The organism is Halodesulfovibrio sp. MK-HDV, assembly GCF_009914765.1.
In the GTDB taxonomy this organism is placed as follows: domain Bacteria; phylum Desulfobacterota; class Desulfovibrionia; order Desulfovibrionales; family Desulfovibrionaceae; genus Halodesulfovibrio.
Window position 1 is genome coordinate 128,175 of sequence record NZ_WYDS01000004.1, and the last position, 13,963, is coordinate 142,137.

Consider the following 13,963-nt stretch of genomic DNA (forward strand, 5'->3'; position numbering starts at 1 on the left):
GGACATAATGGCGATACGGACTTCTTTAGGTGCTAAGATTACAGTCTTAATCACCATCATTTCGTTTGTTGTGTTCTCAATACTCATTGGCACTTCGACATTCCTTCAGCGTAAAGGAATGCTGGAGCAGCTTAGTGAGTCTTTGACGCAGACATCGCAACTGGTGCAGGAAGCGATTGAGCGCCCAATGGTTGTCGGTGATGATGAAGGGACGACTGAGGAATTCATCCGACTTAGGAATGAATACCCGGGCATGAAAATTCATCTTGCCGATTATGCTGGCGAAGTAACGTATTCAACGCAAGATGTTAACGTTGATAAGCAGATTGCAGGTCTGTTACCGATCGACGGTTTTGCGGATGTGTCCAAACGGGCATTGCAAGAACCAATAAAAGAAAATCTGATTGTAAGCGGTGGCGACAGTCCCGTTTTTGTCAGAGTAATCTCAATTCCAAATGCTCCTTCCTGTAGGCACTGTCATGGTGCATCCAAGCCTATTCTCGGGCAGCTGGTCATTACAAAAGACATTTCCGGTACGATGGGTACCATTGCCTTCCAGATGTATGAGAACATGGCAATCTCTCTTGCCGGATTGATAGCACTTGTTCTCAGTGTCGTGTTCTTTATTCGTAAAGTCGTTATCAAACCAATTGAGCAAATTGCTGCTGCATCAGACGCCATTACAAATGGTGATTTTAATGCACATTTCTTGGTTGAAAGCGAAGATGAACTTGGCAATTTGTCTAAAAACCTTGGTTCGATGGTTGAAAAACTTAAGATTGAGTTAGGTTTCTCCAAAGGTGTCTTACGGGGTATGACCGCGCCAATTCTTATTTGTGATGTTGACCGTAAGGTTACTTCTACAAATCAGGAAGCGATTACCCTTATGGGAGTTGCCGGAACACCAATTGAATACAAAGGTGTCCCGGTCTCTGAGTTCGTTGTAAACGACCCTTGTTGTGACCGGATTATTGAAGATGTAATTACATCACGTCGACCTTCCACAGGTAATGAAGGCGTTTTGGAAAACTTTGCGGGTGATCAACTTACCCTTATTTTTGATGCTGCGCCTATCTATGATTTAGATGGCAAAATGCTTGGTGTGTTCGTAATGATTACGGACATGACAAGTATGCGCAGACAGCAAATCAGAGTGGAAGAACAGAACGAAAAGATTACTCATGCTGCGGAGTCTGCACGGGCTATTTCTGAACAGGTATCATCTGCTTCTGAAGAGCTTGCCGCGCAGATTCGTCAGTCCAGCAATGGCGCTGATGAGCAGCAGAAACTTACAGGTGAATCCGCAAGTGCAATGACGCAAATGAATGCTTCTGTTCTTGAGGTTGCCCGTAACGCTTCTGATGCTGCTGAACTTGCTGCAACAACGCAGGAAAAGGCAGCGGAAGGCGGACAGATTGTAGGTCAGGCTGTAAGTAAGATTCATGCTGTTTCGGAACAGGCACAGGCTCTTAAAGAGGAAATGAGCGTACTTGGTTCCCGTGCAGATGGAATTGGCCAGATTATTACCGTAATTGAAGATATTGCCGACCAGACAAACTTGCTTGCATTGAACGCGGCTATTGAAGCTGCACGTGCTGGTGATGCTGGTCGAGGTTTTGCTGTTGTAGCAGATGAAGTGCGTAAGCTTGCAGAAAAAACAATGAATGCCACCCGCGAAGTTGTTGAGTATGTAGGTGCAATTCAGACAAGTACACATCAAAATGTTGAAGCGACAGAAAGGGCTGTTGAGCTTGTGGGTGATTCCACAGAGCTGGCTACCCGTTCTGGTGAAGCGTTGAAAGCGATTATGAAAATGGTTGAAGCAACTGCGGATCAGGTTCGCGCTATTGCCACTGCATCAGAAGAGCAGTCGGCAGCGAGTGAACAGATCAACAGTTCTGTAACCGTTATTAATGATATCTCTGAGCAGACAGCCGCCGCCATGACTGAGTCTACCGTTGCGGTAGAAGTCGTTGCGCAGCTTGCTCAGGACTTGGACGGCATTATTGAGAATATGCGTTCATAGCTTTAAATGCGTTTACAACATGTCGTGTGCTTTGATCTCCTGTTCCCGTACATTTGAGACAAAGCGATGGCGCTGACCATATCGCATGACAGAATATGTTGAGATAATACAAAAAGGGTGAAGCTGAGGCTTCACCCTTTTTTTGTAAGCTGAGTAACAGGCAGACGGTGTAGTTGATTGCGTCGAGGCTGTGCATCAAGAAATTGATCTCGCGAATCGGAGTCCTAGATGGTGAGGTCGCCTGTCTGTCGGAGTTAGGAGTAGTAACCCGCTGTTTTAATTTTACGATGGAGGATTTCCACCATCTTCTTTATGCAAAAAAATTAGAGTGCTTTTGATGTGAGCGGTTTGGTGGCTGGCTGTTTGCAGGAAGTGCCACCTTTCTGATTATTCAGTATAGCTTGAAATTTGTTGTCGCGTTTTGCAGCTCTGTTAATGAATTCGTCAGCGATTTTTGTAGGCCCGTTGCATTCGTTCACGAGGTAATGTTGCAGCTGTTCAGCTTCGGCGAAACTAAGTGCCCCATGAAGAGTGCGTTTATTTGGGTAATTAATATGGAACGTAGATGAGAGGATGAATTTGCCAATGGAGGTTTTGTACAGCTTCAGCTCCCACCAGTTTGGTGTAACGCCCATTACTTCTCTGTCATCAAGGTTCACAAGTAACTCACCTGTAAATACAAGATTCTCTTTGCCATTTCTTTTCAAGGAAACTGTCTGCATAGTAAGCTCCTGTGAAGATAAAACTTCTTATATTTGGGGTGCAGGTAACAGCAGAAAAAAGTGATAAAAACAAAACACTATTAATAACTACAGCTATTGCAATGCAAAAAAGAGGACTATGAAAGTGTAGTGCGTTTTTTATGCAGGTGTAGCAATGATAATGTTCTTCTTACTGCAACATACCAAATATACAAGAGAGGCGTATGGCGGGGGAGAGAGGGAAATATGATAGGAATAAAGTGGGGTGTTATAAAAATGCAGATGCGCCGGAACTAAAAGCTCCGGCGCATCGCAACCACAACAACAAACCAGTCAGGAGGGGAATCTATATTCCCCTATATATGTATCGCTCAAGGCGATTACAAACGTGATCAAATGCTCCCCAGTTTGCTGGCTGTTAGTGCATAGACGCAAAAAAACAGCCCGCTAAGCGGTGCCTAGATGGAAACGGTGAGACTGGAAAGTGGAAAAGAGGACGGCAAAACGCAATATTCAAAAAACCAAATATTGGTTTTATGGGTCCACTCTGTCCTTTTACCTGAGAGTTTCACTGCACTGGGAAAGCAGTTTGCTCCTTCGGTGCTCCTTGCGGAGTCTCTCCAGAGGCTCGTCCGAGCAGCAGTCCTTTTGCCTGAAAGAGTTACATCTTCGGCGCCGTGTCTTTTTTTGGGGAAAAAAAGGCGGTCTCTCCTGCTGCCTTCAACCGAGATCCATATGTTGAGGCAGACTCCTATTTATCGTGGGCAGATATAAAACGCAATAGAAAAAGCACCACAGTAGTTGAAAATCCAGTATTCCGTGAAAGTAAAATCGATTTTCACATATGCGAAATAAAAAAAACGCCCTGCTCATGGTGAGCAGGGCGTTTTCAGAGTGTATTATTTTACAGCAGAGTTGTGTAAAACAACATGCCGTTAGATGACTTCGTTAGGGTAAATCGCCTCGTAAGACTTTTTGTATTCAGCAAATGTTCCTTCATGAATAGCCTTACGTGCACCGCGAACAGTGTCGAGGAAGTAGGTAAGGTTATGGATGGAGTTCAAGCGGAAAGAGAGCAGCTCTTTTGCCTGATACAAGTGGCGTAAATACGCGCGAGAGAAATTGCGACATGTGTAGCAATTGCAATTCGGATCAAGTGGACTTTCGTCGTCCGCGTGCTCTTTACGTTTAATGCTGACTTTACCCAGTGAGGTGTACAGTGTGCCGTTACGGGCGTTACGTGTAGGCAGAACGCAGTCGAACATATCAATACCGGCATTAATGCCGTTGATGATGTCGAGAGGGGTGCCGACACCCATAAGGTAGCGTGGTTTCTCTCTTGGGAGCAAAGGAGCAGAGTGGTATAGAATTTCCATCATCTTTTCTTTGCTTTCGCCAACAGAAAGACCGCCCAGTGCAAAGCCGTCGAAATCTTCAGACGTTAGCTGTGCAATAGAGCGTTCGCGTAAATCTTTGTGGAAACCACCCTGAGTGATGGCGAAGAGCAGGTTATCTCCGGCACCGCGAGGGTATTCTTCACGACAGCGTTTAGCCCAGCGAGTGGTCATTTCCAAAGAGCGTGCTGTGTATTCTTTATCAGCACCAAAGCCTACGCATTCATCAAGCACCATCATGATATCAGAGTTCAGGTTACGCTGAATCTGGATAACTTTTTCCGGTGTGAAAAGATGCTTAGAACCATCCAGATGGGAGCGGAAGGTAACGCCTTCTTCTTTGATTTTTCTCAAACCACTGAGACTGAAAACCTGAAAGCCGCCACTGTCTGTGAGGATCGGTTTGTTCCAGGAGTTGAACTTCTGTAACCCGCCGTGGCGTGCAACTAGTTCGTCGCCCGGACGAAGGTAGAGGTGGTAGGTGTTGCCGAGAATAATCTCAGCGCCAATATTTTCTAAATCGTCAGGAGCAATGCCCTTAACGCTGCCTACCGTGCCCACAGGCATAAAGATAGGCGTCTGCACTACGCCATGCGCAGTTTGCAGTTCGCCTGTACGGGCAGCTCCGTCCGTTGCGTGTAATGTAAATTCTCCGATGTTAGCCATGGCGGCACTATACTCATGAGGACATGCAAAGTCATCCCAAATCCTGCATCAAAAAAACAGGCTGTAATTGCTTGATAACCTATTAAAATATAAAAGGCTGCTCCCGAATAATCATTCAGAAGCAGCCTTAATTCACAGTGGAACAGAAAAGTTATTTCTGTACTTTAATCTGGTTTAAAATTTCTGTAGCAGATGCAACCATACCACCAACGTTTGCCATGTCTGCTGGAATGATCATGGTGTTGGATTTTTCAGCCATTTTACCGAACTCGTTGATGAACTGCTCAGCAATTTTAAGCTGTGCTGCTTCTTTACCACCAGGGGCGGACATAGCATCTGCAATAAGGGTAATACCTTTTGAAGTAGCTTCGGCGATAAGGAGGATCTCCTGAGCATGGCCACCAGCTTCGTTGATCTTTTTCTGTTTTTCACCTTCAGAAAGTTCAATGGCTTCCTGCTTGTACCCTTCCGCACGGTTAATGCGGGACTGTCTGTCACCTTCAGAGCTAGCAATTTCAGCACGTTTTTCACGTTCTGCTTTCATCTGCTGTTCCATAGCGTGCATAACAGTTTCAGGAGGGGTGATGTCCTGAATTTCGTAACGCATAACTTTGATGCCCCATTCGCGTGCTGCTTCGTCAACTGCACCAACAACGGCAGCGTTAATGCTGTCACGTTCTTCGAATGTTTTATCAAGGCTGATTTTACCAATGGCAGAACGTAGAGAGGTCTGTGCCAACTGGCTTGCGGCAAGATAGTAATCATTAATGCCGTAACAGGATTTCATGACATCCTGTACCTGAATGTACAGTATGCCGTCGATTTCTACGACTACGTTATCGCTGGTAATACAAGACTGGGAATCAATTCCCAAAATTTCTTCTTTAGTAGAGCGGCGGTAGGCAACTTTATCTACAAAAGGGATGAGGATGTGCAGACCCGCATCAAGAGTTTTGGAGTACTTACCCAAGCGTTCAACAACGTAAGAGCTTTTCTGCGGCACAACAATAGCCGTCTTGATAAGAGTAATAAGGGCAAGTGCGGCGATAACTATGGAAGTAATAAGACCGGTCATGTTAATCCTTTTTGACTATAAAAGTATTTTGATCAGATTCTTTACGAGCGAGGATCGTGACAATTGCACCGGAATCAATATCTTCCGTTGCCTCAGCGTTCCAGAAAGTTCCCTGATATTTAATGCGACCACCACTTGTGCATGAAATTGCTTCAGCAACAGTGGCATGGGCGTTTATGGCTGTGTCTGTAAATGGTTCTTGGTCTTTAGCGTCTTGACCGAACCATGTAGGCATTTTTTTGCGGAGAAGTACGAGCAGGGCAATGGAAGAACAGAAAAACATGACAATTTGAAATGTCAAAGACAGTTCAAAGAGCGCAGTTATGCCTGCGAGTATTGCGCCTGCTGAGAAAAATATTGTTATGAAGGTAGGAGTAAACATCTCAATAAGAAAAAAGATTACTGCTAAAGAAAACCAAGCCAACCAGAATAAATTAACATCAAAATCCATGCTTAACATTGAGTGGGTTCCCCATATTCCATGCTATATATCATAATGCATACGTTATGCGAAAATAACACTAGGTGTTTATGGAGTAAATGGAAAATGCATGCTGAAACTTACAAAAAAAGTATCCGCAGCACAGTGTAAGAGCGCATGTAACATTGCTGTTGCATGCGCTCTTACTTATTCTGGTCCATTTTTGCTGAAAAGACGTGCAAGGCTCCTTTTACGTGAATGCTATTCTTTTGCGTTAACCGGATTGTTCATGGAACGATGGACTAGCTTTGGAGATGGCTTAGTTATCTCTATAGCGAACGTAGGTATCCATGACCGCGTATTGAACCCGATCTTCGATTTTGGTCAAAATTTGTTCAAGGGCTACTAAGAACGGAATACCGTTTTCCCGCTCACCGATGTCGGTAAAATATATGTCGTCCATAATGACGCTAAAATTTGCGCGTTGCGGCTTTGGCATGGAGCCACTGACAGACGGTGTGACGATATGTACGTTCTTAATGATATATTTGTTACCGATAACTTTTGAGTAATCGATGTATTTACTCGTATTATCCGGAAATTCGAGTGGCTTTGGAAGTTTGCTACGTAAGTTGTTGAGTAGCAACGTGACGTTGTTTTCTTTACGATGTCGTATGAAAGCAATATCCATAGCCTTTATTGTAAGATTATTGATGATAATGGTGCCTGTACCAATGGAAGATGGAAGCATCTCTACATCAATTTTTCCAATTTGGATGCACTGTCCACGAGGGTATCCAACTGGATTTCCAAGATATACGTTATGTATTGAGCCATAACCGGAGAGCGTGGAAAGCTTTGCGTCTTCCAGTTGTACTTTGGATCCCATGACCTTAGGCCCAATGTAATGTACTGTTTTCGTTAAAATTGGGTTAATAGACACAGTAGTATATGAGCTGATGCCTAATGCGATTAATCCGGCGAGCAGCATTAATAAGAAAATCTTTTTCACGAAAAGAGACTCCTTGCCAAGTGTGTATCGATCTCAATTGTTACGATAAAATCGTGAGAGCGTTGCAGCAAGGATTAAAGAAAAGAATACTATGTCTACTAAAGTGTTATTGTATACAGTTCCTAACTGTTTGAATGCGTTGCAATGGTCGTTACAGCGTTACAACATGAAAAAGCTCATTCTATTGGATGGTTACAACAGAATGAGCTTTGTCTTGTATATAGCACCAACGTGCGATTAATGCACGTTGTGAGTAACGATAGATCGCTACGATTGAATAGTATGTGGTAACACAAGATACATAAGGTGATCTAATGTTTGAAGAAGCTCTAAATATACACCGCCGCTTGCCATCGGAGGGCCGAACAAAGCTGCCCGTTGGTTGCGTAATGATTCGGTGGAAACAGTCTCGGGGAATGTTTTTGATAACGTCATAGCAAGACGTTCTGCTAACAAATACCCCTTAACTCCCTCATAGAAGAGTGTCAGGTTGTGCATGAACTCGTCAGAGACAGAATCCCAGTAGGCTTCCGCCGCAGGAGTAGGCGGCATGGAGACTGCGGAGCATAGCCCGTTGTACAGGTTGTTCAGGTTTGCACCCGGAATGCCTGCGCGCCAACCGATTAGCCACGAATTTCTTTCAAAGAAAAGACAATGGTTCTTGCCAATTGTAACGATATCGTCAAATATCCCTTTTGCTTCCAACAGCTTTTCATCTGTCCATTGTGGAATCTCTTCTGAAGGGTTCCAATCTGTTACCAGCGTTTGCTCTGCTGTAACTGCACCGTCAGTGAGTGTTTTAATGATATGGGCAAGCCATGCGTTTGCATCGGGTGAATTTGGTGTTTCAAGGTGCGTGTAACTAAGTACATAGCGGCCTTCACCGTATTTACCTGTGAGGATGCAGGGCTGACCTTTAAGGAATTCTGGACGTAATTTAAGATCGTACAACGCTTCCCACTCATTAAAAGTGCCCGGAGGAAGTGTGTTTAAAGGTAGATCTGCAATCCAGAAATCGTCACTTGGAGTTTCGTAGCTGGCCAAAATTTCAACATCAGTATTTTCTTTTGGAGAGAATCTGGCTGGCCACCAGACTGGAAGGTCTGGTTTTTCTGGAAAGTTATCTGGAACAAGGTCGGCAGAGTGAGAAATGTGGGTACCGATAGAAGAATGAAGATGGCCACTTACAAAATGTTGTAAGCGGTTGGTAAATTTTGCGCGTTCCCACGGACATAGATTCAGCCCGTTTTGACCGGTAAGTCCTAGCCCTGCGCCACCGCAGAAGCCTAAGTACTTGCCGCCATTGGCAACATATTTACGTATTTCTTCGATTCCCTTAGATCCAAGGGCGTCTGCTTTAAGTCTGGCATTGCCTCCAGGAGCAAGAAGTAGGGCTGGTGGGTTGCAAGAAAGCAATCCCTGCGCTATTTCTTCTCCCCGCACAATGCAGTATGGAAGTTTCATTGCTTCCAGTGCCCGCCAGACGAGTAAACCCCATAGGTGAGATTCGTCCCATAATATATAGATGCTTGACATTGTCCTTCCGCTAATTAATCTGACTTTTTGCAGTCGTGGAAGTGCACTCTAGCAAGCGAGGGCGGCGAGTGCAAATAGTTACAAGACTTGTTTGAAAAAGGGCAGTCCTCAATCACGGCCAGAGGGAATGTTCCCTTTGCAGGTGCGGGGCAAAGCCCGCTCGTCATGGGCATACCGAACATGCAACGGTAGCTTTGGCGTTCATATGATACAAAATCAGGCTGTAATACGTCTGAATACAATAAAGAATCTGGAGTAGCAGTATGGCGGAAAACGCTCTTTCTAAGGGGTATGAATCCCAAAAAGTTGAAGACCAGTGGCGCAAGCACTGGGAAGAAAACAACGTGTTCACACCGGATATGGATGCTGAGGGTGATGCATATTCAATTGTCATTCCGCCTCCAAACGTCACCGGTGCTTTGCACATGGGACATGCTCTTAACCTTACTCTGCAGGATATCCTTTGTCGCTACCAGCGTCAGAAAGGTAAAAAAGTTCTGTGGGTACCGGGTACTGACCACGCAGGTATTGCTACTCAGAACGTTGTAGAGCGTAAGCTTGCAACTGAAGGCTTGGGTCGTCACGATCTTGGCCGCGAAAAATTTGTTGAACGTGTATGGGAATGGCGCGATGAATATGGCAGCCGTATTCTCAATCAGGTTCGTATGATGGGTGCATCCGTTGACTGGAGCCGTGAACGCTTCACCATGGATGAAGGTCTTTCTAAAGCTGTTCGTAAAGTTTTTGCAGAACTTCATGATCAGGGACTCATCTACAAAGGTGACTACATCATTAACTGGTGTCCTCGTTGTCATACCGCTCTTGCTGATGACGAAGTAGATCACTCTGACGAACCGGGTGCGATGCACTACATTAAATACCCGCTCGCAGACGGCTCCGGCGAACTTACCATCGCAACAACCCGTCCTGAAACCATGCTTGCGGATACCGCTATTGCTGTTAACCCTGAAGATGATCGTTTCAATCATCTCATCGGTAAAAAAGCGATTCTTCCACTTGTTGGTCGTGAGCTTGATATTATTGGTGATAGCTACGTAGACATCGAGTTCGGTACAGGTTGTCTTAAAGTTACCCCTGCACATGACCACAATGACTGGGAACTCGGTCGTAAACACGGTCTTGAGGTTATGAACATCCTGACCGAAGACGGTACTCTTTCCGAAGATACCGGCGAATACGCAGGTCTTACCTGTGCTGAAGCACGTGTTAAAATCCTCGAAGCATTGAAAGCTGAAGGCTTCCTCGATCGCATCGAAGAGCACGAACACAGCGTTGGTCACTGCTACCGTTGTAAAACTATCGTTGAACCGTTTGTTTCAACTCAGTGGTTCGTAGCAATGACTAAACTTGCTCCACGTGCTCGTGCAGCAGTTCCTGAACTTACTCAGATTTTCCCAGAGTCATGGATCAAGACCTACAACCATTGGCTTGATAACATCCGTGACTGGTGCATCTCCCGTCAGATCTGGTGGGGACACCGTATTCCGGCATGGACATGTCAGGATTGTGGCGAGCTTATCGTAGCAGCGGAAGATCCAACCAGTTGTAAATGTGGTTCCAAGAATATCGTACAGGACGAAGACGTTCTCGATACTTGGTTCTCTTCAGCTCTTTGGCCGTTTACTACCATGGGCTGGCCTGACAAAACAAAAGAGCTCGATACATTCTACCCGACTTCCGTACTCGTTACTGGTTTCGATATTCTCTTCTTCTGGGTTGCCCGTATGATGATGATGGGTCTGCACTTTATGGACGAAGTTCCGTTCCATCATGTGTACATTCATGCTCTTGTACGTGACGAACAGGGCAAGAAAATGTCCAAATCAACAGGTAACGTTATCGATCCTGTTGAAATGATCGACAAATACGGTTGTGACTCCCTGCGCTTTACTCTGACTTCATTCGCAGCAATGGGTCGTGATATTAAATTGTCCGAGCAGCGCATTGATGGGTACCGTAACTTCAGTAACAAAATTTGGAACGCAGCTCGCTTCGCGTTGATGAACCTTCCGGAAGAAAAGCCTAAGACTTTTGCTTTCAATGAAATCGACGGCGTACATCACCGTTGGATTCTTTCCCGTCTTGAAACTGTGAAGAAAGATATGGATCACGCTATTACTAGCTACCATTTCAACGAATCTGCACAGATCATGTACAAGTTCATCTGGAACGAGTTCTGTGACTGGTACCTCGAGCTTATCAAACCTGACATGCGTGCAGGCGGCGAACGTGCAGAAAAAGCACAGTTTGTACTCTGGACTGTGTTGCAGGAAATGATGGTTATTCTTCACCCGATTATGCCTTTCATCACCGCAGAGGTATGGAGCGTATTACCGGGTATCGAGAACAAAGATATCGCAACCGTATTGTACCCAGAAATGCGTCCTGCCTGTGAAAGCCCAGTGGCTGAAACAGCAATGACACTTATTCAGGAAACAATCGTTGCAGTACGTACCATTAAAGCAGAGCTGAACGTTGCTCCACAGACTCGCCTCAACGTGCTTATCCGCACAGCTTCCCGTGAAGCAAACGCGTTGTACGAAGAATCTATGGAAGTAATGCAGGCTCTCGCCCGTCTTGAAAACGTTGAACTCGGCGCAGACGTTGAAGCACCAAAAGCTTCTGCTTCCAGCATTGTTCAGGGTAACGAAGTTATCGTACCTCTCGAAGGTCTCGTAAACTTTGAAGACGAACTTGCCCGACTCGATAAAGAGCTCGGTAAAGTTGAAAAAGATCTTAAGCAGGCTTCCGGTAAGCTGCGTAACGAAAGCTTCGTTAACAACGCTCCGGCTGCTATTGTTGAAAAAGAGAAAGCTCGCGCTGCTGAACTTGCAGATACACAGCAGAAATTGCTTAAGCTTCAGAAGCGTCTTGTTGACGCAATGGGCTAGCAACAAGTTAAGCGTTAAGCTGATAACTCGATAGAACAGTTGGAGTAAAAGTTAGCCTGCGGCGCTTTTGTCTCCGACGGGCAGGGGAGATAATCCCCTCTGCACCCCCTGATAGGCGAGAGATAGTATGTGAAAGCCGACATTATGGCTTTGCAACGTATTAACTGTCTGGATGGGGAGTAAACATCAACGTTTGCGTGTTAACGAATTTTGAATAAAAAGCGTTAATAATCCGCGGTCAAGGGGGCGTCCCCCTTGCGGGTGCAGGGCAGAGCCCTTGCCCCTCGGCGAGCCGCCGGAGGCAAACAACTGTGTTGTTCCATCAAGTAAGATAAAGTTATTATCAGGGAACCGGAGGTAACTCCGGTTCCTGATTATTACCGGAGGAATGATGAAAGTTTACCTTATCGGTGCTGGCCCGGGCGATCCCGGCCTGCTGACAATTAAAGGCCGTGATATTCTGAGCACAGCAGATGTTATCGTGTATGACTATCTTGCAAACGCTGAATTTCTTTCTTACGCAAAGCCAGAAGCCGAAATTATTTACGTAGGCAAAAAAGGCGGCGACCACACATTAAGTCAGGAAGGCATCAACCAGCTTATCGTTGGTAAAGCGAAAGAGGGTAAGTCTGTTGCTCGTCTTAAAGGCGGCGACCCGTACATGTTCGGTCGTGGTGGCGAAGAAGCTCAAGAGCTGCTTGCTGCTGGCGTACCGTTTGAAGAAGTACCGGGCATTACTTCCGCTATTGCAGGTCCTGCATATGCTGGTATCCCGCTTACTCACCGTGACTATGCTTCCTCCGTGTCCTTTGTTACCGGTCACGAAAATCCAGACAAGCCAGGCTCTTCCCATAACTGGAAAGCTCTTGCTACCGGCACATCCACTCTCGTGTTCTTTATGGGCATGAAGAATCTGCCGCATATTTCTAAGCAGCTCATCGAAAACGGTATGGACCCTGAAACTCCGGCAGCACTCGTGCACTGGGGTACAACAGCGAAGCACCGTTCTATGGCTGCAACCATCGCAACGCTTCCAGAAGAAGGCGTAAAGCAGGGCTTTACTTCTCCTTCTCTCATCGTTGTAGGTAACGTAGTTAAGCTTCGTGATGAGCTTAACTGGTTCGAACAGCTTCCACTGCGCGGTAAAGGCGTAGTAGTAACTCGTGCTCGTGAGCAGGCAAGCGGTATGGCAAAATCCCTTACTCAGCTTGGCGCTAATGTAATCCAGTTCCCTACTATTAAAATTGACCCGCTTGAAGATTACAGCGAAGTGCACACAGCAATTAAATCCCTTAGCGAATACGAGTGGGTTATCTTCACTTCCGTTAATGGCGTAAAACACTTCTGGAACCAGCTTGCAGAGCTCGGACTCGATACCCGTGCTCTTGGTGTCAGCAAGATTGCTGCAATCGGCCCTGCAACAGCGGAAATTCTACGCGAAAAAGGTATTGAGCCTGATTTCGTTCCAGAAAAATACGTTGCTGAAGGCGTTGTAAAAGGACTTCTCGAACGCGGCATGGACGGCAGCAAGATTCTGCTTCCACGCGCTAAAGTTGCTCGTGAAGTGCTTCCTGAAGAACTCCGCAAAGCTGGCGCACAGGTAGATATTCTTCCTGTATACGAAACCAAGCCAGCAGGCGAACAGCGCGAAGAAGTGCTCGAACTCATCAAGAATGGTGGGCTTTCCTGCGTAACTTTCGGCTCTTCATCTACTGTTGAAAACTTCTTTGACCTTGTGTCTCCTGAGCTTGTAAAAGAACATCGAGCCAACGTGAAGCTTGCTTCCATTGGTCCGATTACTACCAAAACACTTGAGCAGTTTGGCTTTACTCCGGATATTGAACCGGAAGATTACACCATCCCTGCACTCGTGGATCAGTTAGTCGAAAAGCTGTAGAAAAGTTTTTTGCTGGGTTTTGCCTCCGGCGGCTGGGCTGAAACTTTTTGGAAAAAGTTTCCCCCAGACCCCCTTCAAAAACTTTTATTAGCGAGGCTTGCACGTTTTCTATGCACCTCGCGGCTTATACCTCACTACCTTTCGGGGCAATGTGAGGGGATTCTTACAGATGAGAACTGATATTTGGGTGAGATTCTTATGCCTCGTCACCTTTTGTTAGGTTGGTGTGGCACGATATGATTATAGAAAGAGGATAGAGCGTTTGCTCTGTCCTCTTTTTTTGTGTTTTCTAGAAGGTGCAAATTATCAAAGAATAAAACGGT

The 13,963-nt window shown here is 45.7% G+C and carries 9 protein-coding genes and 1 riboswitch; of the genes, 3 read left to right on the forward strand and 6 right to left on the reverse strand.

The genetic code is table 11. The features are described from left to right. The first annotated feature begins 7 nt into the window (after nt 1–7). Complete coding sequence (locus MKHDV_RS04455) at nt 8–2,026, forward strand: methyl-accepting chemotaxis protein (RefSeq protein ID WP_160712660.1); 2,019 nt, start codon at nt 8–10, stop codon at nt 2,024–2,026. Nucleotides 2,027–2,349: 323 nt separating this feature from the next. Here MKHDV_RS04455 and MKHDV_RS04460 read toward each other — a convergent pair whose 3' ends face one another. The 6 genes from MKHDV_RS04460 to MKHDV_RS04485 form a co-directional block, all read right to left on the reverse strand. Further along, nucleotides 2,350–2,748: a hypothetical protein gene (locus tag MKHDV_RS04460; protein ID WP_160712662.1), complete on the reverse strand. Its 399-nt coding sequence runs from the start codon at nt 2,746–2,748 to the stop codon at nt 2,350–2,352. A gap of 516 nt (nt 2,749–3,264) precedes the next feature. Further along, a riboswitch (glycine riboswitch) is annotated at nt 3,265–3,361 on the reverse strand. 301 nt (nt 3,362–3,662) lie between these two features. After that, the gene (tgt, locus tag MKHDV_RS04465; RefSeq protein WP_160712664.1) at nt 3,663–4,787 is read right to left on the reverse strand and encodes a tRNA guanosine(34) transglycosylase Tgt; all 1,125 of its coding nucleotides are present in this window, start codon (nt 4,785–4,787) and stop codon (nt 3,663–3,665) included. A 151-nt stretch (nt 4,788–4,938) separates the two neighbouring features. Further along, on the reverse strand, nt 4,939–5,862 hold the full coding sequence (locus tag MKHDV_RS04470; protein ID WP_160712666.1) for an SPFH domain-containing protein: 924 nt from the start codon (nt 5,860–5,862) through the stop codon (nt 4,939–4,941). A gap of 1 nt (nt 5,863) precedes the next feature. Next, a complete protein-coding gene (locus tag MKHDV_RS04475) occupies nt 5,864–6,322 on the reverse strand; it encodes an NfeD family protein (protein WP_160712668.1) in 459 nt (152 codons plus the stop codon). Nucleotides 6,323–6,602: 280 nt separating this feature from the next. Then, nucleotides 6,603–7,295, reverse strand: coding sequence for a hypothetical protein (locus tag MKHDV_RS04480; protein ID WP_160712670.1), 693 nt, complete (start codon nt 7,293–7,295; stop codon nt 6,603–6,605). 267 nt (nt 7,296–7,562) lie between these two features. Further along, complete coding sequence (locus MKHDV_RS04485) at nt 7,563–8,831, reverse strand: BPL-N domain-containing protein (protein WP_160712672.1); 1,269 nt, start codon at nt 8,829–8,831, stop codon at nt 7,563–7,565. A 263-nt stretch (nt 8,832–9,094) separates the two neighbouring features. Here MKHDV_RS04485 and MKHDV_RS04490 point away from each other — a divergent pair, with 263 nt between their 5' ends. Both MKHDV_RS04490 and cobA read left to right on the forward strand, forming a co-directional pair. Further along, the gene (locus MKHDV_RS04490; protein ID WP_160712674.1) at nt 9,095–11,743 is read left to right on the forward strand and encodes a valine--tRNA ligase; all 2,649 of its coding nucleotides are present in this window, start codon (nt 9,095–9,097) and stop codon (nt 11,741–11,743) included. A gap of 391 nt (nt 11,744–12,134) precedes the next feature. Next, nucleotides 12,135–13,640, forward strand: coding sequence for a uroporphyrinogen-III C-methyltransferase (gene cobA / locus MKHDV_RS04495; protein ID WP_160712676.1), 1,506 nt, complete (start codon nt 12,135–12,137; stop codon nt 13,638–13,640). Nucleotides 13,641–13,963 lie beyond the last annotated feature (323 nt).

Coding starts and splice junctions, on each gene's coding strand:
- MKHDV_RS04485 (WP_160712672.1), bottom strand. CDS start 8,831: ATGTCAAGCATCTATATATTATGGGACGAATCTCACCTATGGGGTTTA.
- cobA (WP_160712676.1), top strand. CDS start 12,135: ATGAAAGTTTACCTTATCGGTGCTGGCCCGGGCGATCCCGGCCTGCTG.
- MKHDV_RS04470 (WP_160712666.1), bottom strand. CDS start 5,862: ATGACCGGTCTTATTACTTCCATAGTTATCGCCGCACTTGCCCTTATT.
- MKHDV_RS04455 (WP_160712660.1), top strand. CDS start 8: ATGGCGATACGGACTTCTTTAGGTGCTAAGATTACAGTCTTAATCACC.
- tgt (WP_160712664.1), bottom strand. CDS start 4,787: ATGGCTAACATCGGAGAATTTACATTACACGCAACGGACGGAGCTGCC.
- MKHDV_RS04490 (WP_160712674.1), top strand. CDS start 9,095: ATGGCGGAAAACGCTCTTTCTAAGGGGTATGAATCCCAAAAAGTTGAA.
- MKHDV_RS04460 (WP_160712662.1), bottom strand. CDS start 2,748: ATGCAGACAGTTTCCTTGAAAAGAAATGGCAAAGAGAATCTTGTATTT.
- MKHDV_RS04475 (WP_160712668.1), bottom strand. CDS start 6,322: ATGTTAAGCATGGATTTTGATGTTAATTTATTCTGGTTGGCTTGGTTT.